This is a genomic window from Geodermatophilus saharensis (assembly GCF_900188205.1).
In the GTDB taxonomy this organism is placed as follows: domain Bacteria; phylum Actinomycetota; class Actinomycetes; order Mycobacteriales; family Geodermatophilaceae; genus Geodermatophilus; species Geodermatophilus saharensis.
The window spans coordinates 192,592-216,460 of the sequence record NZ_FZOH01000005.1 but is presented as its reverse complement, the minus strand read 5'-3'; the positions used below and the strand labels follow the sequence as shown (position 1 = coordinate 216,460).

Sequence of the window (23,869 nt, the reverse complement as noted above, 5' to 3'; positions counted from 1 at the left end):
GGACGGGGGCCGACCCGGCACGCCCAGGAGGCGCCGCCATGCCCACCTTCGACACCCCCGACCCGATCAGCGCCCGCATCGACGTCGCCGCCGGCGGAGTCCGCGTCCGGGCCACCGACCGTGCCGTCACGGAGGTCACCGTGCGGCCGCGCGACGAGCGCAGCAGCGCCGACGTGCAGGCCGCCGAGCAGGCCACCGTCACCTACGCCGACGGGCACCTGCTGGTCCGCACCACCGGCCGCCCGCGGCTGCTGTTCCTCGGCTCCGGCGGCGAGGTCGACGTCGACGTCGTCCTGCCCGAGGGCTCGGCGCTCGACGTGCGGACGACGGCCGGCGACGTCTCCTGCTCCGGCCGGCTCGGCGCCGTCGCCCTCGAGACCCGCTACGGCGACCTCCGGCTGGACACCGCCACGAGGCTGCGGGCGCGCACCAGCAGCGGCGGCGTCACCGCCGGGGCCGTGGACGGCGACGCGGTCGTGCACACCGCCTACGGCGACGTGCGGGTCGGCCGCACCGACGGCGACGCCCGGCTGCAGACCTCCTGCGGTGACGTCACCGTCGACCGCGCCGCCGGCTCGCTGCTCGGCAGCACGAGGTACGGCAGGGTCCGCGTCGGCGAGGCGGTGGGCGGGTCGGTGGTGCTGGAGACCGCCTACGGCGAGGTCGAGGCCGGGATCCCCGCGGGCACCGCGGCCTGGCTGGACCTGCAGGCGGCCGCGGGCAGCATCCGCAACGAGCTCACGGCCGCCGACGGTCCCGACGACGCCGGCGGGACCGTCGAGCTGCGGGCGCGCACCGGCTACGGCGACATCCTCGTCCGCCGGGCGTGAGGGGACCTGCGGTGATCTCCGTCGTCGGACTCCGCACGGCCTTCGGCTCCACCGTCGTCCTCGAGGGGCTGGACCTCACCGTGGCCGAGGGCACCGTCTACGCCCTGCTCGGCCCCAACGGCGCCGGGAAGACCACCACCGTCGACGTGCTGTCGACGCTGCTCCCCGCCGACGCCGGCGAGGTGCGCGTCGCCGGGCACGACCTGGCCCGCGAACCCGGCGCGGTGCGCGCCGCGATCGCGCTGACCGGCCAGTTCTCCGCCGTCGACGGCCTGCTCACCGGCGCGGAGAACCTCCGGCTCATGGGCGACCTGCACCACCTCGGCCGGCGGGAGACGCGCCGCCGCGCCGCGGCGCTGCTCGCCCGCTTCGACCTCGAGGCGGCCGCCGACCGAGTGCCGGCCACCTACTCCGGCGGCATGCGCCGGAGGCTGGACCTGGCCATGGGGCTCATGGGCGACCCCCGGGTGGTCTTCCTCGACGAGCCGACCACCGGGCTGGACCCGCGCAGCCGCCGCGCCGTGTGGGACGCCGTCCGCGACCTCGTCGCCGACGGCGTCACGGTCCTGCTCACCACCCAGTACCTCGAGGAGGCCGACCAGCTCGCCGACCGGATCGGCGTCCTCGACGGCGACCGGCTGGTGGCGGAGGGCACCGCCGAGGAGCTCAAGCGGCTGGTGCCCGGCGGGCACGTGCGGCTGCGGTTCGACGACGGGGCCGGTCTCGACGACGCCGCGCGGGCGCTCGGCGTCCAGGCGCCGGACGCCGGTTCGCTGGCGCTGGAGGTGCCGGGCGACGGCAGCGTGGCGGCGCTGCGGGCGCTGCCGGCCCGCCTCGACGACGCCGGCGTCGACGTCGCCGGGCTGACCGTGCACACCCCCGACCTGGACGACGTCTTCCTGGCCCTCACCGGCCGGACCGCCCTCGAGGAGGTGTCCTCGTGACCACGCTCGCCCTCACGCTGAGCGACTCCGCGACCATGCTGCGGCGCAACCTGAGACGCGCGGCGCGCTACCCCGGCCTGACGCTGGTGGTCGCCGCCGTGCCGATCGTCATGCTGCTGCTGTTCGTCCACGTCCTCGGCGGCACGCTGGGTGCCGGGCTCGGCGGGCCGGCCGGCGGCCGCCCGGAGTACGTCGCCTACGTCGTGCCCGGGATCCTCGTGCTCGCGATCGCCGGCGGCGCCCAGGGCACCGCGATCGGCGTCGCCATGGACGTCGCCGAGGGGATCATCGCCCGGTTCCGGACCATGTCGATCGCCCGCGCCGCGGTGCTCACCGGCCACGTCGTCGGCGCGGTGGTGCAGACGATGGCCGGGCTGCTCGTCGTCGTCGCCGTCGCCCTGCTCGTCGGCTTCCGGCCGGACGCCACCCCGGTGGAGTGGCTCGCCGCGGCCGCGCTCCTGGCGGTGACCAGCTTCGCGCTGGCGTGGCTGTCGGTGGCCATGGGGCTGAGCACGAAGACGGTCGAGGCGGCCAGCAACCTGCCGATGCCGCTGATCCTGCTGCCCTTCTTCGGCAGCGGGTTCGTGCCGGTCGAGTCGATGCCGGCCGGACTGCGGTGGTTCGCCGAGCACCAGCCGTTCACGCCGGTGATCGAGACGCTGCGCGGCCTGCTCACCGGCACCGCGGTCGGGTCGAGCTGGTGGGTGGCCACGGCCTGGTGCGCCGGCATCGCCCTCGTCGGGTACCTGTGGGCCCGGGCCCGCTACGAGCGGCGCCCGGCCCGCTAGCCACGTCGCGCCGCCGCCCGGGAATGCCGGCGGCGCGCCCGACGCTCTCCGGGTCAGCACCGCCCCGGACGAGCACCACCCCGGATGAGCACCACCCCGGATGAGCACCGCCCCGGTCGAGCACGCCTCCCCTCCCCCGCCCCGAGAGGCCGCGCATGCCCACGCTGCTGTCGTCCCGCTCCGCCTCCCCCGACGTGCGGCCGGCTCCGCGCCGCCGTCGCCGCGGCCTCCTCCGCCTCGCGGCGGCCGGTGCGGGCGCGGCCGTGCTCGTGCCGGTCGGGCTGCAGGTCGCCGGCTGGCTGCCCGAGGACCCGTTCGGGCGGGACGAGGTCGACCGGAGCACGACCCCGCTGCTGCTCGCCCTCGAGGACCTGCACGAGTACCACGCGGCGACGGGCGCGTTCCAGGTCGTCGTGGACCGGGAGGTGGACACCCGGTACGTGCCGTCGGCCATCAGCGGCGAGCGGGTCCAGCTCCTCGCGACCGGGACCGCCGACGCCTACGTGGACTTCTCCGGCCTGGACGCCGGGGCGGTGACCCTCTCCGGCGACGGCACCGTCGCGACGATCGAGTTGCCGGCGCCGCGGCTGGACGAGGTCCGGATCGACCCGGAGGAGAGCCGTGTCCTCGACCGGGACCGGGGGCTGGTCGAGCGGATCGGCGACGCGGTCGGCGACGACCCGGTCGACGACAGCGAGCTCTACGCGCTGGCCGAGGACCGGCTGACCGCGGCGGCCGCCGAGAGCGACCTGCGCGAGCGCGCCGAGACCAACACCCGCGAGATGCTGACCGGCCTGGCCCGGTCGTTCGGCGTCGACGAGGTCGAGGTCCGCTTCGAGGAGACCGCCGACAGCGCCGGCTGAGAGCGCGGGCGGCCCGGGACCGAGGTGGTCCCGGGCCGCTCGCGTTCCCGATCGGCCCCCTGCAGGGACCCGCCACGAGCCTGCGAGTGACGGGCAGGGGGTCCTGCGTCAGCGGCGGAGGCCGTACTCCTTGAGCAGACCGCGGCTGATGATTGTCTTCTGGATCTCGCTGGTGCCCTCGCCGATGAGCAGGAACGGCGCCTCGCGCATGAGCCGCTCGATCTCGTACTCCTTGGAGTAGCCGTAGCCGCCGTGGATGCGGAACGACTGGGTGGTCACCTCGGCGCAGTACTCGCTGGCCAGCAGCTTGGCCATCCCCGCCTCGACGTCGTTGCGCTGACCGGCGTCCTTGAGCCGGGCGGCGTTGACCATCATCAGGTGCGACGCCTCCACCTTGGTCGCCATCTCCGCGAGCTGGAAGGCGATCGCCTGGTGCTGGGCGATGGGCTTGCCGAACGTCTCCCGCTGCTGGGCGTACTCGACGGCGAGCTCGAAGGCGCGGATGGAGATGCCGCAGGCGCGGGCGGCGACGTTGACCCGGCCCACCTCGACGCCGTCCATCATCTGCGCGAAGCCGCGGCCGGGCTCCCCGCCGAGCACCATGTCCGCGCCGATGCGGTAGCCGTCGAACACCAGCTCGGTGGTGTCGACGCCCTTGTAGCCCATCTTGTCGATCTTGCCGGGGATGGTCAGGCCCGGAGCCACGGTGCCGAAGCCGGCGGGCTTCTCCACCAGGAACGTCGTCAGGTTCTGGTGCGGCTTGTCGGCACCCAGGTCGGTGCGCACCAGCGCGGCGACCAGCGTGGAGGACCCGCCGTTGGTCAGCCACATCTTCTGGCCGTCGACGACGTAGGAGTCGCCGTCGCGGACGGCCTTGGTGCGGATGCCGGCGACGTCGGAACCCAGCCCCGGCTCGGACATCGAGAACGCGCCGCGCACCTCGCCGGTGGCCATCCGCGGGAGGAAGTGCTCCTTCTGCTCCGGCGTGCCGTGCTGGCGGATCATGTAGGCGACGATGAAGTGGGTGTTGATGACGCCCGAGACGCTCATCCAGCCGCGGGCGATCTCCTCGACCACCAGCGCGTAGGTCAGCAGCGACTCGCCCAGACCGCCGTACTCCTCCGGGATCATCAGCCCGAAGATGCCCAGCTCCTTGAGCCCGTCGACGATCTCGGTCGGGTAGACGTCGCCGTGCTCGAGCTCCTGGGCGTGCGGGATGATCTCCTTGTCCACGAAGCTCCTGACCGTCGACAGGATCTCCTGCTGGACGTCGGTCAGGTCGGCGGTCTGTGCCAGTCGGGCCACGTCTGCTCCTCCGGGACTCCGGTGTCCGTGTTACCGGCGAGTATGGGCCACCCCCCGGCCGCCGCCCCTGTGTCCCCGGTCACGACGGGACGTCCCCGGCACAGGAAGCTCTCCGCACGTCCCACGCCTCAAGACGTGCGGAGAGCTTCCGATGCCTCAGCGCCTCAGGACTCGGGCGGGGTGAACGACGACGTGCGCGACATGCCCGCGGCGCGGCCCTTGCCGGCGATGACCAGCGCCATCTTGCGGCTGGCCTCGTCGATCATCTCGTCGCCGAGCATGGCCGAGCCCTTCTTCCCGCCGGCCTCCGACGTGTACCAGTCGTAGGCGTCGAGGATGAGCTCGGCGTGGTCGTAGTCGGCCTGCGAGGGCGCGTAGATCTCGTTGGCGGCGTCGATCTGGCCCGGGTGCAGCACCCACTTGCCGTCGAAGCCGAGCACCGCCGAGCGCTTGGCCACCTCGCGGAAGGCGTCGACGTCGCGCACCTGCAGGAAGGGCCCGTCGATGGCCTGCACGCCGCGGGCGCGGGCGGCCATGAGGATGGTCATGAGGATGTGGTGGAACGGGTCGCCCGGGTAGTCGGGGTGCAGCGCGCCCACTACCAGCGACTTCATGTTGATGCTGGCCATGAAGTCGGCGGGGCCGAAGATGATCGTCTCGATCCGCGGGCTGGCGAAGGCGATCTCGTTGACGTTGATCAGCCCCTGCGCGGTCTCGATCTGCGCCTCGATGCCGATCCGCCCGACCTCCAGGCCGTTGGCCTTCTCGATCTGGGTGAGCAGCAGGTCCAGCGCCGCGACCTGGGCGGCGTCGGCCACCTTGGGCAGCATGATGCAGTCCAGCTCGGCGCCGGCGCCCTCGACCACCTCGACGACGTCGCGGTAGGTCCACTCCGTCGTCCAGTCGTTGACCCGGACCGTGCGGATCCGCCCGCCCCAGCCGCCCTCGTTCAGCGCCGCCACGATGTTCTTGCGCGCGCCCGGCTTGGCCAGCGGCGCGACGGCGTCCTCGAGATCGAGGAACACCTGGTCGGCCGGCAGCCCCTTGGCCTTCTCCAGGAAGCGCGGGTTGCTGCCCGGGACGGCGAGGTTGGAACGGCGGGATCGGAGCTCGGCCACGGTGCCTCCAGTGGTGATCGTTGACCGGAGGGTAGTGACGGCCCGTCGGCCCCTCGCAGGGTCTCGCCACGAGCGGCAGTCGGCCTCCCTGCAGGGGCCCGCCGCGAGCCTGCGAGCGGTGGGGGGCAGGGAGGTCCGTGCAGGGGGGCGAGGGAGTCCTTCGTCAGGTGACCGGCTCGACCGGCGTCGGCGGCCGGCCGGCCCGCACCACCAGCGCCACCCCGGTGACGACGGCGGCCAGGCCCGGCAGCGCGAGCAGCGGCGGCGTCTGCTGCAGCAGCACCAGCGCCACCAGCAGCGCCCCCGGCACCTCGAGCAGCACCGCCAGGCCGACCACCGTGGGCCCGACCGTGGACAGCACCAGGTTGAGCAGCGTGTGCCCGAGGATCTGCGCGCAGACGGTGATGGCCGCGATCAGCCACCAGTCGCGGGCGCTGAACCCGGCGAGCGGGGTGGTGGTCACCAGCGCCGCGACCGCCAGCACCACCGCGCAGGTGGAGTAGCAGACGACGGAGTAGGCCGACGTCGCCAGCCGGGTGCGCGCCCGGGCGCCGGCCAGCATGTAGCCGGCGGCGCAGATCGCGCCGAGCAGCGCCAGCCCGTCACCGGCCAGCGCCTCCAGGCTCACCGCGACGTCGACCCCGGCGATGAGCGCCGCACCGACGACGGCCAGTGCCAGCCCGGTCCACACCTGCACGGGCAGCTGGACGCCGGAGACGCGCGCGGCCAGCGCCGTCCAGATCGGGGTGGTGGTGACCAGCGCCGTCGACGCGGCGACCGTGGTCATGGACAGGCTGGGCAGCCACGCGGCGAAGTGCGCGGCGAGGAAGAGCCCGGCCACCACCGACGTCGTCAGGTCCCGCGGCCGCAGGCCGGTCAGCGTGCCCCGCTCGCGGCCGAGCAGCACCGGCACGAGCAGCGCCGCGCCGGCGGCGTTGCGCCAGAAGGCGATCGCCAGGAACGAGGTGGTGACCAGCGCGGTCAGCGGCCCGGAGAACGAGATCCCGACGACGGCGACCGCCATCAGCCCGACGTCGCGGGCGCCCGGGCGGTGCACCGCCCACGGGTCGACCGCCGCCGTGCCCGCGCTCACGGGACGCGGATGCGACCGGCCGCGACCGGCATCACCGCGCCGGCCACCGTGGCGGCCTCCGCCCGGCCGGCGGTGGCGGTGACCGTGCACCGCAGCACCGACGGGCGGCCCAGCGCCTCGCCCTGGCGCACGGTGTAGGACGACGTGCCGTCGGGTGCCAGCAGCCCGGAGGCGACCAGCCAGACGCCGGCGCCGAGCGCGGCCGAGCCGGTGGCGGGGTCCTCGCTCCAGCGCAGGTCGTCGGCGAACACGCGGGCGTAGGCGGTCGAGGACGCGGCGTCCCAGCTCAGCACCGCCACGCCCTCCCCCAGGCCCAGCCCGGACAGCGCGGCGGGGTCGGGCGCGGCCTGGTCGACGACGCCGGGGTGCACGGCGAGGAAGGTCCACGGCAGTCCGCAGCCGGCCACCGACGCGGGCACGCCGACGGCGTCGGCCGCCGCCAGCCCCACCGCCTCGGCGAGGACCTCCGGGTCGGGCCCGTCCTCGATGGTCGGGCGCCCGCCGGTCAGGGTGGCGCCCTCCTCGGTCACCTCGACGGGCAGGACGCCGGCGCCGCACTCCTGGTGCAGCGTGCCCGCGGGCAGCCGGCCGGTGCGCACCAGCGTGTGCGCCGCGCCGACGCTGGGGTGCCCGGCGAAGGGCAGCTCGGCCCAGGGGGTGAAGATGCGGACCCGGTAGGACGCGCCGGGCTCGGTGGGCGCGCAGAGGAACGACGTCTCCGACAGCGCGAACTCGTTGGCCAGCGCCTGGCACTGGGCGGTGCTCAGCTCGTCGGCGTCGAAGACGACCGCCAGCGGGTTGCCCGCGAACGCCCGCGGGGCGAAGACGTCGACGACCTCGTACTCCACGGAACCGGGGGCGGCCACCCGCCGACGGTAACCTCACCGACCGTGAGCACGGTGACCAGGGCCTACGTCTCTCGGCTCGCCGGGCTCCCCGTCTTCGACCCCAACGGCGACCGGGTCGGGCGGGTGCGCGACCTGGTCGTGGCGCTGCGCGTGGGCACCGCCAGTCCCCGGGTGCTGGGCCTGGTCGTGGAGGTGGTGGCCCGCCGCCGCATCTTCGTGCCGATGGGCCGGGTCACCACGGTCGACCCCGGCGCGATCGTGCTCTCCTCGGGCACGCTCAACCTCAAGCGCTTCGAGCAGCGGCGCGGCGAGACGCTGGTGCTCGGCGAGCTGCTCGACCGCACGGTCACCCTCCGCGAGTCCGGCCGCCGCGCCACCGTCGTCGACGCGGGGATCGAGCAGACCCGCACCGGCGAGTGGGAGGTCACCCGGCTCGCCGTCCAGGAGCCCGGCCGGCTGGGCCGGCGCGGGCAGCTGCACCAGCTGGCCTGGGACGAGGTGTCGGGGCTGGCGCTGTCCGAGACCGGCCAGGGCGCCGAGACGCTGATCGCCACCTACCGCGAGCTCAACGCCGCCGACCTCGCCCACGCGCTGCAGGACCTGCCGGTCAAGCGGCGGCACGAGGTGGCCGGCGCCCTCGACGACCAGCGGCTGGCCGACGTGCTCGGCGAGCTGCCCGAGACCGAGCAGATGGCGATCCTGCAGACCCTGGAGGAGGCGCGGGCCGCCGACGTCCTCGAGGAGATGGACCCCGACGACGCCGCCGACCTGCTCTCCGAGCTGTCCAACGTCGACCGCAACCGGCTGCTGGAGCTCATGGAGCCCGGCGAGGCCGAGCCGGTGCGCCAGCTGCTGCAGTACTCCGAGGACACCGCCGGCGGGATCATGACCAGCGAGCCGGTGATCCTCACCCCCGACGCGACGATCGCCGAGGCGCTGGCCCGCGTGCGCGAGCCGGAGCTCACCCCGTCGCTGGCCAGCCAGGTCTACGTCTGCCGCCCGCCGTCGGCCACCCCGACCGGCCGCTACCTCGGGCTGGCGCACATCCAGCGGCTGCTGCGCGAGCCCCCCTCGGCCCTGGTCAGCGGCGTGCTCGACGACCTCGAGCCGCTGCGGCCGGAGGCCCCGCTGGCCGAGGTCACCCGCTACTTCGCCACCTACAACCTCGTCGCCGCGCCGGTGGTCGACGACCGTGGCCGGCTGGTGGGCGCGGTGAGCGTCGACGACGTCCTCGACCACCTGCTGCCGGAGAACTGGCGGGAGCGGGCGCGCCGTGGCTGACGGCCGGCGGCTCGACGTCCCCCGCGGCTCGCCCCGCGGGCTGGGCAGCTACCTGCGCCTGGACCCCGACGCGGTCGGCCGGTTCGCCGAGGCCATCGCCCGCTTCCTCGGTACCGGCCGCTTCCTCGCCGTCCAGACGATCATCGTGGTGCTCTGGATCGCGCTCAACGTGTTCGCCGTGCGGCTGCGCTGGGACCCCTACCCGTTCATCCTGCTCAACCTGGCCTTCTCCACCCAGGCCGCCTACGCCGCGCCGCTGATCCTGCTGGCGCAGAACCGGCAGGCCGACCGCGACCGGGTGCAGGCGGAGGAGGACCGCGCCCGCGCCGCGCAGACCCGGGCCGACACCGAGTACGTGGCCCGGGAGCTGGCCGCGCTGCGGCTGGCGATCGGCGAGGTGGCCACCCGCGACTTCATCCGCGGCGAGCTCAACCGGCTCGTGGACGCCCACCCGGCCGAGGAGCGCGAGAAGAAGGGCAAGAAGCGGCACAAGGACGCCGCCCAGCCGGCGCTCGCCGACCCTCCGGTGTAGCCCGCGCCCCCGTTCCGTCGCACCCGTGCGGCACCCTGCGGGGCATGCGTGCGCACGCGGTGGTGCCCTCCCCCATGGGGCCGCTGACCGTCGTCGCCGACGACGGCGTGCTCGTCCGGCTGTACCTCTCGCCACCGGGCCCCGAGGCCGACCTCGGCGCGCGGGACGACGCCGCCCTCGCCGACGTCGCCGGTCAGCTCGGTGAGTACCTCGCCGGCGACCGGGAGGCCTTCGACCTGCCGCTGCGGCCGGTGGGCAGCGTCTTCGAGCGGGCCGTGTGGCGGCAGCTGGCCCGGATCCCCTACGGGGAGACCCGCAGCTACGGCTCGGTCGCTGCGGCCGTCGGCGAGCCGGGCGGCGCGCAGGCCGTGGGCCTCGCGTGCGGGCGCAACCCGCTGGCCGTCGTCGTCCCCTGCCACCGGGTGGTCGGGGCCGACGGCAGTCTGGTGGGCTTCGGCGGCGGGCTGGCCCGCAAGCGCTTCCTGCTCGACCTCGAGCAGCGGGACACCCGGCTGTTCTGAGCCGGCACCGGTCACGGCGATGAGGAGCCGGCCGTCCCGTCCTCGCGCACCGCGGCTGCCGACAGCTCCAGCTCGACGTAGGCCGCGATCATCGCCCGGTACACGCGCTCGGCCACCTCGGGGCTCGCGCCGCGAGCGGCCGCCAGGGAGCGGGCGCGGGCGACGACCTGCTCGACCCGGTCCGGCGCGCGCACCGCCGCCGCGTTCGTCTTGAACCGGGCCGCCGCGCGCACGAGCTGCTCGCGCCGGGCCAGCAGCGCGACGAGCTCGGCGTCGAGCGCGTCGATCGCGGTGCGGACGGCGGCGAGGTCGGGGAACCGGTCCACCTCACCCTCCCAGGACGTGCACGAGCGCCCCGGTGACACCGGCGAGCACCAGGACGACGACGAACGGGGCGCGCAGCGCGAGCGCGAGTGCGGCGACGGCGAGCCCGGCCAGCCGGCCGTCGACGACCAGGTCGCGCCCCGACGCCACCGCCTGCACCGCCACGAGCGCGGCCAGCAGCGCGGCGGGGACGAAGGTGACCATGCGGGTGACCCACGGGCGTTCCACCCACGCGGCCGGCACCGACAGGCCGGCGAGCTTGAGCAGGTAGCAGCCCAGCGACCCGGCCAGCACGACCGCCCACAGCGTCCCGCTGCTCACCGGCTCCCCTCCTGCGGTCGGCCGGCCAGGGCGACGGCGACGACGGCGGTCACCACCTGCACGCCGGGCGGCACGAACGGGGTGAGCGCCAGCGCCACCGCCGCGCCGCCGAGAGCCACCCGGCGGGCGACGGCGGGTTCCTCGGCGCCGGCCCGCAGCCGCGGCCACAGCAGGGCCAGGAACGCGGCCGGGACGACGGCGTCCAGCGCCGCCTGCGCGGCCTCCCCCAGCGCCGCGGCACCGAGGGCGCCGACCAGCGTGGTGGTGTTCCAGACGGTGAAGATCGCCGCGCCGCCGGAGAGGAACGCCAGCCGGGCGAGGTCGCGGTCGGGAGCGGCCACGGCCAGCGCCGTCGTCTCGTCGATCACCCAGTGCGCCAGGCCCAGCCGGCGCAGCAGCCCACGCGGGGCCAGCAGCGGGGCCAGGCGGACGCCGTAGACGGTGTTGCGGGTGCCCAGCAGCAGCGCGCTGCCGATGGCCGCCGCCGCGCCGCCCCCGGCGCCGAGCACGCCGACGAGGGCGAACTGCGAGGCGCCGGTGAACATCAGCAGCGACATGGCCAGGGCCTGCCAGGAGTCCAGGCCCGCGGAGTCGGCGGCCGCGCCGAAGGCGACGCCGTAGAGACCGACGGCGACCCCCAGCCCGATCGCGTCGCGCAGGACGGCGGTGCGGGCGGTTCCGGACACGGGAGCCGAGGCTAGTGACCCGCCCGGGTGGGGAAGGGAGGCGCCCGGCACGGCGTTGACCTGCACGGGTACGGGGCGCCGGACTGCGCAGCACGTCACCCCCGCGCCGGGCGGCACCCGGTGCCGACCGCCGTACAGTGGCAGGTGGCCCGGAGAACGCGTCCCCGCCCCGTGCGGCAGGCCGCGGCCGGGTCCCCCCGTCGAAGGAGACACACACCCCCATGTCCGACACGCTGACCGGCTCGCCGGCGCTCGACGCCGTCAACGCCGCTCTGGCCACCGTCCAGGACCCGGAGATCAACCGTCCGCTGACCGACCTCGGGATGGTCAAGGACGTGCAGATCGGGGTCGGCGGCGACCCCGGCGCGGTGCGGGTCGAGGTCTACCTCACCGTGGCCGGCTGCCCGATGCGCGAGACGATCACCAACCGGGTCACCACCGCGGTGTCCGCCGTCCCCGGCGTGACCTCGGTGCAGGTCGGTCTCGACGTCATGAGCGACGAGCAGCGCGCCGAGCTGCGCCGGACCGTGCGCGGCACCGACGCCGCCGAGCCGGTGATCCCCTTCGCCCAGCCGGGCTCGCTGACCCGCGTCTACGCCGTCGCCTCCGGCAAGGGCGGGGTGGGCAAGTCCAGCGTCACGGTCAACCTGGCCGCCGCGCTGGCCCGCAAGGGGCTGTCGGTGGGCGTGGTCGACGCCGACATCTACGGCCACTCGGTGCCCCGCATGCTGGGCGTCGAGGACAAGCCGACGCAGGTCGACAACATGATCATGCCGCCGCAGTCGATGGGCGTGAAGGTCATCTCGATCGGCATGTTCACCCCGGGCAACACCCCCGTGGTGTGGCGCGGGCCGATGCTGCACCGCGCGTTGCAGCAGTTCCTCGCCGACGTCTGGTGGGGCGACCTCGACGTGCTGCTGCTCGACCTGCCGCCCGGCACCGGTGACGTGGCGATCTCCATCGCCCAGCTGCTGCCCGGCGCGGAGATCCTCGTGGTGACCACGCCGCAGCAGGCCGCCGCCGAGGTGGCCGAGCGGGCCGGCGCGATCGCCACGCAGACCCACCAGCAGGTGGTCGGCGTCATCGAGAACATGTCCTGGCTCGAGCTGCCCGACGGCTCGCGCATGGAGGTCTTCGGCTCCGGCGGCGGCCAGGCCGTCTCCGACGCGCTGACCCGCACGCTCGGCGCGCGGGTGCCGCTGCTGGGCCAGATCCCGCTCGACACCCGGCTGCGCGAGGCCGGCGACGCGGGTGCCCCGATCGTGCTCGCGCAGCCGGAGACGCCGGCCGCGCAGGCGCTCACTAAGATCGCCGACTCCCTCGCCGTCCGCCAGCGCGGGCTGTCCGGCATGTCGCTGGGGCTCACCCCCGTCCGCCGCTGACACGCACCGGAGGCCCGGTCCCGCGAGGGACCGGGCCTCCGTCGTCTCCGGGTCAGGTCCGCGGCGGCTCGCGCGGCCCGCCCTGGACCTCGTGGAACCCCGGGGTGGCGGCGACGAGCCCGACGCCGTCCCACAGCCGACCGGCGGCCTCACCGCGGGGCACCTGCGACAGCACCGGGCCGAACCAGGCGACCGGCCCCTGGGAGCCGGGCACCGCGACGAGCGGCGTGCCGACGTGCGTGCCCACGAGCCGGGTGCCGGCCTCGTGCGAGGCGCGGACCAGGTGGTCGTGCGCGTCGGAGCCCATGACCTGCGCCAGGTCCCGCGGCAGCCCGACCTCCTCGAGCAGGACCCGGGGGTCCGGCCACTCCCCGCGGGTGTGCACCGCGCCTCCCCACGCCCGGTAGAGGGCGGTCAGCGCATCCTGCCCGTGCCGGTCGGCGACCACGGCGAACAGCCGCACCGGCTGCCACAGCCAGCCCTCCGGATCACCCTCGGGATCGTCGTCGCGGCCCTCGTCGAGCACCGACAGGCTCATGACGTGCCAGCGGACCCGCACCGGCCGGACGCGTTCGACCTCCCACAGCCAGCAGGCCGTCACCCAGGTGTAGGGGCAGCTCGGGTCGATCCAGCACTCGGCGTCCACCGCCCGCGCCCGGGTCAGGTGGCGTCGACGTCGAAGGGCGGCGGGATGCTGCGGTCGCGCCGCGCCGCGGCCGGCTTCACCAGGCTCGCGGCGGTGGCCCCGGCGGCGGTGGCGCTGCCGCGGCGCACCGGCGGGGTGTCGTCGTCCTCGAACAGCTGGGCCCGGATGAACGTCTTCGGGTGGTACTTGCGCAGGTCGAGGTCGCGCAGGCCGGCGAGCTCCTCGCCGAGGGACTCGTCGACCTGGGCGCGCACCCCGGTCAGCGCCGTGCGGACCTTCTTGAGGCCGGCGGCGGCGTCGCGGGCCAGGGTGGGCAGCCGCTCGGGGCCGAAGATGAACAGCGCGGCCAGCGCCAGGACGACGATCTCGCCCCACCCGATCGAGTCGAACACCCGCCACTCCCGTCCTCGGTCGCACCCAGGGTAGTTTCGCGCGGGCTCTCGACTAGGCCTGGTCGAGCGTCGCCCGGACCGTCGTCGAGGACCCGTTGCGGATCAGCTCGATCGTCACCACGTCCCCGGGCCGGTGGGCGTCGACGGCGACGACGAGCTCCTCGGAGCTGCCGACCGGCACGTCGTCGACGGCGATCACCACGTCCTGCTCGCGGATCCCCGCGGCGGCCGCCGCGCTGTCGGGCTCCACGTTGAGCACCAGCGCGCCGTCGCGGGTGCCGTCGGTGACCGACCGGGCGTTGACCCCGAGCGAGGCGTGCACGGCCGTGCCGGTGGAGATCAGCTGCTCGGCGATGTCGCGGACGGTGTCGATCGGGATCGCGAAGCCCAGGCCCACGCTGCCGCCGCCGAGCGAGGCGATCGCGGTGTTGATGCCGATCACCGCGCCGGTGGCGTCGACCAGAGCGCCACCGGAGTTGCCGGGGTTGATCGGGGCGTCGGTCTGCACGGCGCTGATGACCGCGTTGGTGTCGCTGCCCTCTCCCGCGAGCCGCACCGGCCGGTCGAGGGCGCTGACGATGCCGGTGGTGACGGTGCCGGCCAGCCCCAGCGGCGAGCCGATGGCCACCACAGGGTCGCCGACGACGACGTCGTCGGAGCTGCCCAGCGAGGCGGTGACCAGGCCCGGCCGGTCCACCTTGAGGACGGCGAGGTCGCTGGCCGGGTCGCGGCCGACGATGCGCGCCTCGGACCCGGTGCCGTCGCTGAACACCGCGCGGATCGCGGCGCCCTCGACGCCGTCGGCGCCGGAGATGACGTGGTTGTTGGTGACGATGTAGCCGTTCTCGCCGTCGACGACCACGCCGGAGCCGGTGGCGCCGGCCTGGCCGATGCGCACCTCGATGGACACCACCGCCGGCGTCACGCGCTCGGCGATGTCGGCCACCGACCCCGGCTCGCGGGTGACGGCGTCGTCGGTCTCGGACAGGGTGGTGCCCGGCGCGAGCAGCGGCGTCTCCGCGGCCTCGCGGGTGAGCAGGTAGCCGACCCCGCCGCCGAGCGCGCCGGCCAGCAGCACCGCCAGCAGCACGAGGGCGGCCACCCGCACCGACAGGTCCCGCAGCCGCAGCTTGCGGCGGCCCTTGCGGTCGACGACGACCGGGCCCTCCTGCTCGGCCTCCTCCTCGAACACCGCCGGGCCGGCGAGGCCGGCCGGGGCGTGCGGGTCGCGCCACGGGTCGCTGCGGGCGTCGGACTTCCACCACGGCCCGGCCGAGGTGCGCCGCCGGCCCGGGCGCCCGCCGGGCGGCTCCTGCAGCCCGGCCTGCCCGGCCGGGCCGCGGAAGGCGCGCAGCACGGCCTCCGGCGGCGGCGGGGCGACCGGGCGCGGCGGCGGGGTGAGCCGGTCGCCGGCGAAGCTGCCGGGGACGGCGGCCGGCCGCCCGAACGCGGCCTGCTGGGCCGGGCTCGGCGGAGCGGCCGCCTGCACCGCGGGACGCCCGCGCTCGGGCGGGTCGAACGGTCCGGAGGCACCGGCGGGACGGGCGAAGGCCGCGTCGCCGGCGCGGTCGTCGGCCTCGGTGGTGCGGTCGACGGTGCGGTCGCCGTCGTCGGACCCGGACTGCCGGGCGTCGGGTGGCGTCACGGGTACAGGGTCCTCCCGGGACCTGGCAGGTGGGCGCGGCGGGTCGGCCCCGCCGCCGGGGAACCTTGAGTGTCGCAGCTCAGGGGGTGGTGCCGGCGGCGTCCTGCGACTGCGTCAGCGTCCGCACCACCGGGGGCCGCACCTCGGTGCGCTCGTCGGGCCCGGACCCGCCGGCCACCGACGACGGCGGCGAGGCGGGTGAGGCGGTGCCGACGTCGGGCAGCTGGAACGCGAGCACGGCGACGCCGAGGCTCAGCCCGATGAAGGTCCCGGCCACCCCGCGACGGAGCCAGCGCGCCTGGTGCAGGGGTGCGCTGCGCGCGGGCGGGTCGTCGAGCGCGATGGTCCAGCAGCCCGAGGAGTCGGTGACGGTCAGCTGGCCGGGTCCGGCGGCGACCGCACCGAGGCCGCCCGAGCCGGGGACGTCGGCGGTGAACGGGATGGCGCACAGCCGCGACAGCAGGTCGCCCGGGACGGCGACGTCGGCGGCGGTGTGCAGCGCCTCCTTGGCCTCCCGCTGGGCCTGCACGAGCATCCGGCACTCCGCGCAGCCGGCCAGGTGACGGGCGGCGCGGGCGGCGGGGCCGCTGGCCAGCTCGCCGTCGACCAGGGCCGCGATGGCCTCCTGCGCCAGGTGGCTCTCCGGCAGGCTCATGCCGTCGCTCCCGGTGCGGCGACCCCCCGGGGAGCGAGGTGCGCCAGCGCCTGGCGCAGCTGCACGCGGCCGCGGTGGATGCGGCTGCGCACGGTGCCGAGCTTGATGCCGAGAGTGGTCGCGATCTCCTCGTAGGTCAGGCCCTCGATGTCGCAGAGCACGACGGCGACGCGGAACTCCGGCGGCAGCGCGTCGAGCGCCGCCTGCACCTGCGGGTCGAGGTGGGTGTCGGCGTAGACCTGCTCGGGGCTGGGCGCGGTGCCGGGCAGCCGCTCGGTGTCCTCGGGCAGCGCGTCGAAGCGGATCCGCTGGCGGCGGCGGACCATGTCGAGGAAGAGGTTCGTGGTGATCCGGTGCAGCCAGCCCTCGAAGGTGCCCGGCGAGAAGTCCGCGAGCGAGCGGAACACCCGCACGAAGGTCTCCTGGGTCAGGTCCTCGGCGTCCTGCGCGTTGCCCGAGAGGCGGTAGGCGAGCCGGTAGACGCGGGCGGAGTGGTCGCGCACGACCTGCTCCCAGGTGGGCGCGACCCACACCTCACCGGCGCCGGACACGCCCGGCTGGTCGGCGGCAGGGGGGACGGCGGCCTCGGACACGCCTCCAGTATCGCGGACGCGCACGCTGCCGACCTCCCCCGTGGGATGGGCGGGGACGGCGGCACGCTCGGGTGTCACACCCGGCCCAACGGGCGGCCGTTCCCGCGGTGTTCCCGTTCACAGGCACCTCACAGGTCCGGGTCACACCTGCGCTTCCCGGGTCGCGGTGCCGGCGGCCTTTACCCTCGGCCGGTGATGAGCGCCGAGGGACCCCCGCCGCACGCGGGCGGCACCGGCGGCGCCGCGTGGGCCGACCGGTACGCCTCCGAGGACCCCGTCCTCGCCGCCGCCCGGGCCCGGGCCGGCGCGCTGGGCGGGCCGCCGCCGGTGGAACCGGCCGTCGGGGCCGCCCTCGCCGTCCTGGCCGCGGGCAGCAGCGCCCGCGCGGTCGTCTCGATCGGCAGCGGTGGCGGGGTGGCCGGTCTCTGGCTGCTGCGCGGCATGCGCCCCGACGGCGTCCTCACCGTGCTCGACACCGACCCCGAGCAGCTGCGGGCGGCCCGGCGCGCCCTCGCCGAGGCCGGCGTCCCGCCCGGCCGGACCCGGCTGATCTTCGGCACGCCGGCCGAGGTGCTGCCGCGGCTCTCGCCGGGCGCCTACGACCTGGTGGTGTGCACCGCCCCGCCCACCGAGTGGTCCGGCCACCTGGGCGCCGTCGCCGGACTGGTGCGCACCGGTGGCACGCTGGTCTGCCACGGCCTGCTCGCCGGCGGCCGCATCGGCGACCGCGCGGCCCGCGACCCGCAGACGGTGGCCTGGCGCGACCTGGCCCGCACGGTTCGCGAGGACGAGCAGCTCACCTCCGCCGTCCTGCCGGTCGGCGCGGGCCTGCTGCTGGCCACCCGCCGGCCGTGAGGGAGCAAGGACCTGCCTGCCCCCCACCGCTCGCACGCTCGCGGCGGGCCCGTGCAGGCCGGCCGGGGTCAACGGAACGGGTGCTCGGCCAGCGGCTCCCAGGGACCGCCGAGGTAGCGCCACAGCCCCAGCCCGCGGGCGGGCACCGCGTGCGGGACGAAGCCGGCCGCCAGCCGGTCGCGCAGCTCCCGGGCCACCTGCGGGTCGACCTTGTTCTGCACGGTCACGTGCGCCGACAGCCGCTGCCGGTCCTGCCGGGTCAGCCAGGGGTCGAACTCCGCGGCCAGGGCGGCGTGCAGGCCCGAGAGCTCGCCGGCGTGCAGCCGGTAGGCCACGCCGCGGCCGAGCAGCTGCAGGCCGGTCACCTCGACGTCGAAGGGCGACCGGTCCGCGGCCCGGGCCAGGGCCGCCTCGACGGCGGGCCGCTGCTCCCCGGGCAGCGCGTGGAACAGCGTCACGTGCGCGGCCAGGTGGTTGCGCCCGGCCGGGAAGTGCTCGGCGCGCAGCCGGTCGAAGCGGGCCTGCGCCTCCGCACCGAGCAGCAGCGTGACGACCAGCGGTGACGTGCTGGAACGGCCCTCGTGCAGGGGCCCGTCCCGAGCGGAGCGAGGGGTGGGGGCACGAGGGTCCTTCGTCACCGACGTCAGACGATCGCGCGGGCGCCCTTCCCGAGGACGGCCACGCCCCCGGCGCTGACGTGGTAGTGCTCCCGGTCGGCGTCGGTGTCGACGCCGATGCGGGCCCACGGCGGCACGACGACGTTCTTGTCGAGGATCGCCCGGCGGACGTAGGCGCCCTCGCCGACGTGCACGCCGTTCATCAGCACGCTGTCCTCGACCCGGGCGCCGCGGTCGACGTGCACCCCGGGTGAGACGACGCTGTTGTGCACCGACCCGCCGCCGATGATCGCCCCGGCGCTGACCATCGACTCCTCGGCGCGGCCGCCGAGCACGAACTTCGCCGGCGGCAGCTGGGGCGGCAGGGTGTAGATGGGCCAGCGGTCGTTGTAGAGGTTGAACACCGGCGTCACCGACACCAGGTCCAGGTGCGCGTCGTAGTACGAGTCGATGGTCCCGACGTCGCGCCAGTAGCCGTGGTCGCGCTCGGTCGTCCCCGGGACGACGTTGGTGGAGAAGTCGTAGACGTAGGCTCGCCCCTGGTCGGCGAGCATCGGCATGATCGACCCGCCCATGTCGTGCACGGAGTCGGGGTCCTCGGCGTCGGCCCGCAGGGCCTCGAGCAGGGCGTCGGTGGTGAAGACGTAGTTGCCCATCGACGCGAAGGACTCCTCCGGGGAGTCGGGCAGCCCCGGGGGGTCGGCCGGCTTCTCGAGGAAGCCGCGCACCTTGCCGTCGGCGCCGGCGTCGATGACGCCGAACTCCGTGGCCTCGCGCCGCGGCACCCGCAGCCCGGCGATCGTCACGCCCGCCCCGGTCTGCAGGTGCTGGTCGACCATCTGTCCCGGGTCCATCCGGTAGACGTGGTCGGCACCGAAGACGACGACGATGTCGGGTCGCTCGTCGTAGATCAGGTTGAGGCTCTGGAAGATCGCGTCGGCGCTGCCGGTGTACCAGCGCGGGCCGAGCCGCTGCTGGGCCGGCACCGGGGTGATGTAGTTGCCGAGCAGCTGCGACATCCGCCACGTGGTGGTGATGTGCCGGTCGAGGCTGTGGCTCTTGTACTGGGTGAGCACCGCGATCTGCCGGATCTCGGCGTTCACCAGGTTCGACAGCACGAAGTCGATGAGCCGGTAGTTGCCCCCGAAGGGGACCGCCGGCTTGGCGCGGTCAGCGGTCAGCGGCGCCAGCCGCTTGCCCTCACCACCGGCCAGGACGATGCCGAGCACCCGGGGACCCCCACGCATGGGGCGAACCTAGCCGCTCCGGCGTCCGGCGGCCCCTCGCCGGCCCCTCTAGGGTGATCGACGTGCGGATCGGCATCGTCACGCGCGAGTGGCCCCCCGACGTCTACGGCGGCGCCGGGGTGCACGTCGAGCACCTGGTGGCGGCGCTGCGCTCGCTGCCCGCGGGGCCCGACGTCGACGTCCACGCGTTCGGCGCCCCCCGGCCCGACGCCGTCGGCTGGCCGGTGCCGCCGGGGCTGGCCGGCGCCAACGGCGCGCTGCAGGCGCTGGGCACCGACGTCGAGATCGCCGCCGCGCTCGGCGGCGTGGACCTGGTGCACAGCCACACCTGGTACGCCAACGGCGCGGGCCTGCTGGCCGCGCTCGTGCACGGCCTGCCGCACCTGGTCACCGCCCACTCCCTCGAGCCGCGCCGGCCGTGGAAGGCCGACCAGCTCGGGGGCGGCTACCGGCTGTCGTCGTGGGTGGAGCGCACCGCCTACCTCGCCGCCGACGGCGTGATCGCGGTCAGCCACGGCATGCGCGCCGACGTCCTCGACGCCTACCCCGACCTCGACCCGGCCCGGGTGCACGTCGTCGGCAACGGCGTCGACGCCGAGGCCTACCGCCCGGTGCACGACCCCGACGTCGTCCGCTCCCTGGGGGTGGACCCCGACCGGCCCTACGCGCTGTTCGTCGGGCGGATCACCCGCCAGAAGGGCGTCGTCCACCTGCTGCGGGCCGCCGAGCGGCTGCCGGCCGACGCGGGTCTGGTGCTGTGCGCCGGGGCCGCCGACACCCCGGCCGAGCGGCAGCAGGTCGCCGACGCCGTCGCCGAGCTGCAGGCCCGCCGCCCCGGCGTGGTGTGGATCGAGGCGATGCTGCCGCGCGAGCAGCTCGTGCCGCTGATCACCGGGGCCACGGTGTTCGTCGTCCCCTCGGTGTACGAGCCGCTGGGCATCGTCAACCTCGAGGCCGCCGCCTGCGGCACGGCCGTGGTCGCCAGCGCCGTCGGCGGCATCCCCGAGGTGGTCGCCGACGGCGTCACCGGCCTGCTCGTGCCCTACGACCCGGACGACGTCGCCGCCTTCGAGGCCGGCCTGGCCGAGCGCATCGCCGAGCTGCTCGCCGACCCGGCGCGCGCCGCGGCGATGGGCGCGGCCGGACGGGAGCGGGTGCTGTCGGAGTTCGGCTGGGCGGCGATCGCCCAGCAGACGGTGCAGGTGTACACCGCCGTGCTGGAGGCGCGGGGCTGAACCCGTCCGGTGCGCCGGCGCGCCGGATGGGAAGCTGTGCCGTCGTGACGTCCCAGCCCTCCGCCGAGGACCCGATCCGGGCCCTGGTGCGCGCGTCGCACCACCTGCCCGCCGACGACCTGGGCGCCGTCGTGGCCGAGCACGCCCGCCGGCTGGGTGCCCACGACGCGGTCGTCTACCTGACCGACTACGCCCAGCACGAGCTCGTCCCGCTCGCCGGCCGCGGCGTCCCCGACCGCCAGCCGCTCACCGTCGACGGCTCGCTCGCCGGCCGCGCCTTCCGCCGGGTGGAGCCGTTGCGGTCGGCGCCCCACGACGGGCCGGGGAGCCTGTGGCTGCCGCTGCTCGACGGCGCGGAGCGGATCGGCGTCCTGGAGCTCGTGCTGCCGGAGGAGGTGTCGCCGGCCCTCGAGGACGACGTGCGGTCGTTCGCCTCGCTGATCGCCGAGCTGGTGGTCACCCGCGACTCCTACAGCGACGTCTTCTCCCGGCTGCGCCGGCGCCGGCCGCTGTCGCTGGCCGCGGAGATCCAGTGGGAGCTGCTGCCCCCGCTGACCTACGCCAGCGACCGCGTGGTGGTCACCGGCGCGCTGGAGCCGTCCTACGCGATCGGCGGGGACACCTTCGACTACGCGGTCAACGGCCCGCTGGTCGACCTCGCGGTGCTCGACGCCGTCGGCCACGGGCTGCCGGCGGCGCTGCTGGCCACCGCGGCCGTCGGCGCCTACCGACACGCCCGGCGCGAGGGGCTGGACCTGCCCGGGGTCGCCGCCGCCATGGACGCCGTCGTCGCCGGGCAGTTCTCCGACAGCCGGTTCGCCACCGCCGCCGTCGCCCGCCTCGACCTCGACACGGGGGTGCTGCGCTGGGTGAACTGCGGGCACCCGGACCCGCTGCTGGTCCGCGACGGCGTGCCGCTGCACCCGCCGGCGTGCCGCCCGGCCCGCCCGCTCGGGCTGCTCGCGGGCCGACCGGACGTCTGCGAGGTGCAGCTGCGGCCCGGCGACCGCGTGCTGCTCTACACCGACGGCGTCGTCGAGGCGCGCTCGCCCGAGGGCGAGTTCTTCGGCGAGGAGCGGCTGGCCGACCTCGTCGTCCGCGCCGAGCTGGCCGGCGACCCGCCGCCGGAGACCATGCGCCGGCTGATGGGCAGCGTGATGGACCACCAGCACGGGCAGCTGCAGGACGACGCCAGCATCGTCATGGTCGAGTGGCGCACCGGCCGGGAGGACCGGCTGCGGCTGTGAGCACCGCCCCTGCCGGGGACGGGCCGGAGGCCGGGGCCACCGCCCGTCCGGATGTCGTCGTCGGCCTGGTCGCCGCGCCCGGGGTGCCGGCCGAGGTCGCCGACGAGCTGGGCCCCGACCTCGCCGCCGCGCTGCGCGGGGAGCACCCCGAGGTGGCCTGGGACGTGCGGGTCGTCGAGGACGGCCTGGTCGCGCCGCCGGCCGACGACGCCGAGATCGTGGCCGCGGCGCGCGAGCGGCTGCTGGCCGAGGAGTGGGACCTCGCCGTCTGCGTGACCGACCTGCCGCTGACCGTCGCCCGGCGCACCGTGGTGGGACACGCCAGCCCGGTCCACGGCGTCGCGGTGCTGTCGCTGCCGGCGCTGGGCGCGGTCGGCCGGCGACGACGGGCCCTGCAGACGTCGCTCGGCCTGGTCCGCGCGCTGCTCGGCGACGACGGCGGGGACCCCGGGGTGCTGCGCCGGCGGCTGCGCGAGCTGGCCGCCGACCAGGGCGACGCCGGGGGCGGGTTCACCGCCCGGGTGCTCACCGGCAACCTGCGGCTGCTCGTCGGCATGGTGCGGGCCAACCGGCCGTGGCGGCTGACCGCGTCGCTGTCGCGGGCGCTGGCCGCCGCGGTGGCCGCCGGCGTGTTCGCCCTGGTCACCTCGGACATCTGGCGGCTGGCCGACCGGTTCGGTCCCGTGCGGCTCGTGGCGGTGGGGCTGGGCTCGGTGGTGGCCATCTGCGCGACGTTGGTCGTCGGCGCCCGGCTGTGGGAGCGGGCCGGCTCGCCGCGGGTGCGCAAGCAGGTGGCGCTGTTCAACCTGGCCACGGTCGCCACCGTGGTGCTCGGCGTGCTCACCCTCTACGCCGCCCTGTTCACCCTCGCGCTGACCGGTGCGCTGCTGCTGGTGCCCTCCGGGTTGTTCGCCGAGGGGCTCGGGCACCGCGCCGGCCTCGGCGACTACCTGGAGCTGGCCTGGCTGACCAGCTCGCTGGCCACCGTCGGCGGCGCGCTGGACGCCGGGCTGGAGGAGGACGAGGCCGTCCGCGAGGCCGCCTACACCCACCGGCCGGGTGCCGGCGGATGACCCGCTGGTCCCGGCCGCCCGAGCGGGGGGAGGATGCCCTGTGACCATCGCCACGCGGTTCGCCGCGGCGCTCGACGACGAGAGCACCGGCGGGTCCGGGGACGCCGAGCTCCTGCCGGTGCGGCTGGCCCGGGCCGCTGCGGTCACGCTCGGCGTGGACGGGGCGGGCCTGTCGGTCGTCGACCCCGCCGGCGAGCGGATCCCGCTCGGGGCCAGCAACGCGGAGTCCGCGTGCGCCGAGCGGCTGCAGTTCACCGCCGGCGCCGGGCCGTGCTGGGAGGCCCAGCGGACCCGCCTGCCGGTGTTCGCCGTCCCCGCCGACCTGCACCGCCGCTGGCCGGCCTTCGCCGAGATGCTCGCCGACCAGACGCCGTTCCGGGCGGTGGTGGCGTTCCCGCTGCGCGAGGACCTGGCCGGCGCCGGCGCGCTGGACCTCTACTTCACCGACGGGGCGGCGGTCCCGGCGCTCGACGTGTTCTCGGCGGTGGCGGTGGGTGAGCTGGTGACCGCGGCGCTGACCGAGGCCGCCGTGTGGTCGGACTGGCCGGCCGAGAGCGGGCCCGCGTGGCTGCACGGCCCGGAGGCGCGCCGGCGGTCCGCGGTGATGCGGGCTGCCGGCCGCGCGGCGATGGTGCTGCAGTCGGACCCGGTGACGGCGCTGGCGCTGCTGCGCGGCGCCGCCTACGCCGGCGGTCGCACCGTCGAGGACCTCGCCGAGGACCTCGAGAGCGGCCGGCTGCGGGTGGAGGACGTCATCACCGGGCCCGCCGCCTGACCCGTCCCGTGTGATCGTTCCCGCAGGTCAGCACGGGAATCGGGGTCCCGCGG

27 protein-coding genes are annotated in these 23,869 nt (G+C 75.9%); 13 read left to right on the top strand and 14 right to left on the bottom strand.

Annotated features, from left to right (window positions below; genetic code table 11):
* Positions 1-38 precede the first annotated feature (38 nt).
* From CHC04_RS14405 to CHC04_RS14390, 4 genes are all read left to right on the top strand, one after another.
* Complete coding sequence (locus tag CHC04_RS14405; RefSeq protein WP_089404634.1) at positions 39-830, top strand: DUF4097 family beta strand repeat-containing protein; 792 nt, start codon at positions 39-41, stop codon at positions 828-830.
* A gap of 11 nt (positions 831-841) precedes the next feature.
* Complete coding sequence (locus CHC04_RS14400) at positions 842-1,774, top strand: ATP-binding cassette domain-containing protein (RefSeq protein WP_217897372.1); 933 nt, start codon at positions 842-844, stop codon at positions 1,772-1,774.
* Entirely contained in the window at positions 1,771-2,562 is a 792-nt protein-coding gene (locus tag CHC04_RS14395; protein WP_217897371.1) for an ABC transporter permease, read from the top strand. The genes CHC04_RS14400 and CHC04_RS14395 overlap by 4 nt, the downstream gene beginning before the upstream one ends.
* A gap of 155 nt (positions 2,563-2,717) precedes the next feature.
* The gene (locus CHC04_RS14390; protein ID WP_089404632.1) at positions 2,718-3,425 is read left to right on the top strand and encodes a DUF4230 domain-containing protein; all 708 of its coding nucleotides are present in this window, start codon (positions 2,718-2,720) and stop codon (positions 3,423-3,425) included.
* A 108-nt stretch (positions 3,426-3,533) separates the two neighbouring features.
* Here the strand turns inward: CHC04_RS14390 and CHC04_RS14385 are convergent, their stop codons facing one another.
* The 4 genes from CHC04_RS14385 to CHC04_RS14370 all read right to left on the bottom strand — a co-directional run bounded on the left by CHC04_RS14385 (position 3,534) and on the right by CHC04_RS14370 (position 7,807).
* Positions 3,534-4,730 (bottom strand): acyl-CoA dehydrogenase family protein, encoded by a 1,197-nt coding sequence (locus CHC04_RS14385; protein ID WP_089404631.1) that lies wholly within the window; start codon positions 4,728-4,730, stop codon positions 3,534-3,536.
* Positions 4,731-4,894: 164 nt separating this feature from the next.
* Entirely contained in the window at positions 4,895-5,848 is a 954-nt protein-coding gene (locus tag CHC04_RS14380; protein ID WP_089404630.1) for an HpcH/HpaI aldolase/citrate lyase family protein, read from the bottom strand.
* 163 nt (positions 5,849-6,011) lie between these two features.
* On the bottom strand, positions 6,012-6,941 hold the full coding sequence (locus tag CHC04_RS14375) for a DMT family transporter (protein WP_245817223.1): 930 nt from the start codon (positions 6,939-6,941) through the stop codon (positions 6,012-6,014).
* Positions 6,938-7,807 carry a PhzF family phenazine biosynthesis protein gene (locus tag CHC04_RS14370; protein WP_089404629.1) on the bottom strand — a complete coding sequence of 290 codons (870 nt, stop codon included), beginning with the start codon at positions 7,805-7,807 and terminating at the stop codon, positions 6,938-6,940. The genes CHC04_RS14375 and CHC04_RS14370 overlap by 4 nt, the downstream gene beginning before the upstream one ends.
* Positions 7,808-7,831: 24 nt before the next feature.
* Here CHC04_RS14370 and CHC04_RS14365 point away from each other — a divergent pair, with 24 nt between their 5' ends.
* Genes CHC04_RS14365 through CHC04_RS14355 form a run of 3 tightly spaced genes read left to right on the top strand, consistent with a single transcriptional unit; the run spans position 7,832 to position 10,123 of the window.
* Entirely contained in the window at positions 7,832-9,070 is a 1,239-nt protein-coding gene (locus tag CHC04_RS14365; protein WP_089404628.1) for a magnesium transporter MgtE N-terminal domain-containing protein, read from the top strand.
* The gene (locus CHC04_RS14360; RefSeq protein WP_089404627.1) at positions 9,063-9,602 is read left to right on the top strand and encodes a DUF1003 domain-containing protein; all 540 of its coding nucleotides are present in this window, start codon (positions 9,063-9,065) and stop codon (positions 9,600-9,602) included. Before CHC04_RS14365 ends, CHC04_RS14360 begins: the two co-directional genes overlap by 8 nt.
* Positions 9,603-9,646: 44 nt before the next feature.
* Complete coding sequence (locus CHC04_RS14355) at positions 9,647-10,123, top strand: methylated-DNA--[protein]-cysteine S-methyltransferase (RefSeq protein WP_089404626.1); 477 nt, start codon at positions 9,647-9,649, stop codon at positions 10,121-10,123.
* A gap of 11 nt (positions 10,124-10,134) precedes the next feature.
* On the opposite strand, the gene CHC04_RS14350 is transcribed toward CHC04_RS14355, so the two are convergent.
* From CHC04_RS14350 to CHC04_RS14340, 3 genes are read right to left on the bottom strand one after another with little or no spacing between them, the layout of a single operon-like run.
* Positions 10,135-10,449, bottom strand: coding sequence for a chorismate mutase (locus CHC04_RS14350; RefSeq protein WP_089404625.1), 315 nt, complete (start codon positions 10,447-10,449; stop codon positions 10,135-10,137).
* Between the two features lies 1 nt (position 10,450).
* Positions 10,451-10,768, bottom strand: a complete 318-nt coding sequence (locus CHC04_RS14345) for an AzlD domain-containing protein (RefSeq protein WP_089404624.1) — start codon at positions 10,766-10,768, stop codon at positions 10,451-10,453.
* Positions 10,765-11,454: an AzlC family ABC transporter permease gene (locus tag CHC04_RS14340; protein ID WP_089404623.1), complete on the bottom strand. Its 690-nt coding sequence runs from the start codon at positions 11,452-11,454 to the stop codon at positions 10,765-10,767. The genes CHC04_RS14345 and CHC04_RS14340 overlap by 4 nt, the downstream gene beginning before the upstream one ends.
* A gap of 221 nt (positions 11,455-11,675) precedes the next feature.
* On the opposite strand from CHC04_RS14340, the gene CHC04_RS14335 reads away from it, so the two are divergent.
* Complete coding sequence (locus CHC04_RS14335) at positions 11,676-12,836, top strand: Mrp/NBP35 family ATP-binding protein (RefSeq protein ID WP_089404622.1); 1,161 nt, start codon at positions 11,676-11,678, stop codon at positions 12,834-12,836.
* A gap of 52 nt (positions 12,837-12,888) precedes the next feature.
* Here the strand turns inward: CHC04_RS14335 and CHC04_RS14330 are convergent, their stop codons facing one another.
* The 5 genes from CHC04_RS14330 to sigE all read right to left on the bottom strand — a co-directional run bounded on the left by CHC04_RS14330 (position 12,889) and on the right by sigE (position 16,767).
* Entirely contained in the window at positions 12,889-13,482 is a 594-nt protein-coding gene (locus CHC04_RS14330; RefSeq protein ID WP_217897370.1) for a mycothiol-dependent nitroreductase Rv2466c family protein, read from the bottom strand.
* 14 nt (positions 13,483-13,496) lie between these two features.
* On the bottom strand, positions 13,497-13,874 hold the full coding sequence (locus CHC04_RS14325) for a twin-arginine translocase TatA/TatE family subunit (RefSeq protein ID WP_089404621.1): 378 nt from the start codon (positions 13,872-13,874) through the stop codon (positions 13,497-13,499).
* A gap of 52 nt (positions 13,875-13,926) precedes the next feature.
* A complete protein-coding gene (locus tag CHC04_RS14320) occupies positions 13,927-15,519 on the bottom strand; it encodes a S1C family serine protease (RefSeq protein ID WP_176450014.1) in 1,593 nt (530 codons plus the stop codon).
* 79 nt (positions 15,520-15,598) lie between these two features.
* Positions 15,599-16,174: an anti-sigma factor family protein gene (locus tag CHC04_RS25355; protein WP_089404620.1), complete on the bottom strand. Its 576-nt coding sequence runs from the start codon at positions 16,172-16,174 to the stop codon at positions 15,599-15,601.
* Complete coding sequence (gene sigE / locus CHC04_RS14310) at positions 16,171-16,767, bottom strand: RNA polymerase sigma factor SigE (RefSeq protein WP_245817221.1); 597 nt, start codon at positions 16,765-16,767, stop codon at positions 16,171-16,173. The genes CHC04_RS25355 and sigE overlap by 4 nt, the downstream gene beginning before the upstream one ends.
* Positions 16,768-16,962: 195 nt before the next feature.
* On the opposite strand from sigE, the gene CHC04_RS14305 reads away from it, so the two are divergent.
* Positions 16,963-17,622 carry an O-methyltransferase gene (locus CHC04_RS14305; protein ID WP_089404619.1) on the top strand — a complete coding sequence of 220 codons (660 nt, stop codon included), beginning with the start codon at positions 16,963-16,965 and terminating at the stop codon, positions 17,620-17,622.
* A 68-nt stretch (positions 17,623-17,690) separates the two neighbouring features.
* On the opposite strand, the gene CHC04_RS14300 is transcribed toward CHC04_RS14305, so the two are convergent.
* Positions 17,691-18,260 carry a 2'-5' RNA ligase family protein gene (locus tag CHC04_RS14300; protein WP_176450013.1) on the bottom strand — a complete coding sequence of 190 codons (570 nt, stop codon included), beginning with the start codon at positions 18,258-18,260 and terminating at the stop codon, positions 17,691-17,693.
* 5 nt (positions 18,261-18,265) lie between these two features.
* Entirely contained in the window at positions 18,266-19,486 is a 1,221-nt protein-coding gene (gene glgC / locus CHC04_RS14295) for a glucose-1-phosphate adenylyltransferase (protein WP_089404618.1), read from the bottom strand.
* A 62-nt stretch (positions 19,487-19,548) separates the two neighbouring features.
* Here glgC and glgA point away from each other — a divergent pair, with 62 nt between their 5' ends.
* Genes glgA through CHC04_RS14275 form a run of 4 tightly spaced genes read left to right on the top strand, consistent with a single transcriptional unit; the run spans position 19,549 to position 23,816 of the window.
* Positions 19,549-20,721 (top strand): glycogen synthase, encoded by a 1,173-nt coding sequence (glgA, locus tag CHC04_RS14290; protein ID WP_089404764.1) that lies wholly within the window; start codon positions 19,549-19,551, stop codon positions 20,719-20,721.
* 44 nt (positions 20,722-20,765) lie between these two features.
* Positions 20,766-21,968 (top strand): PP2C family protein-serine/threonine phosphatase, encoded by a 1,203-nt coding sequence (locus tag CHC04_RS14285; protein WP_245817219.1) that lies wholly within the window; start codon positions 20,766-20,768, stop codon positions 21,966-21,968.
* Positions 21,965-23,041 carry a hypothetical protein gene (locus CHC04_RS14280; RefSeq protein WP_089404616.1) on the top strand — a complete coding sequence of 359 codons (1,077 nt, stop codon included), beginning with the start codon at positions 21,965-21,967 and terminating at the stop codon, positions 23,039-23,041. Before CHC04_RS14285 ends, CHC04_RS14280 begins: the two co-directional genes overlap by 4 nt.
* Positions 23,042-23,081: 40 nt before the next feature.
* Positions 23,082-23,816 carry a GAF domain-containing protein gene (locus tag CHC04_RS14275; RefSeq protein ID WP_245817217.1) on the top strand — a complete coding sequence of 245 codons (735 nt, stop codon included), beginning with the start codon at positions 23,082-23,084 and terminating at the stop codon, positions 23,814-23,816.
* The last annotated feature ends 53 nt before the right edge of the window (positions 23,817-23,869 follow it).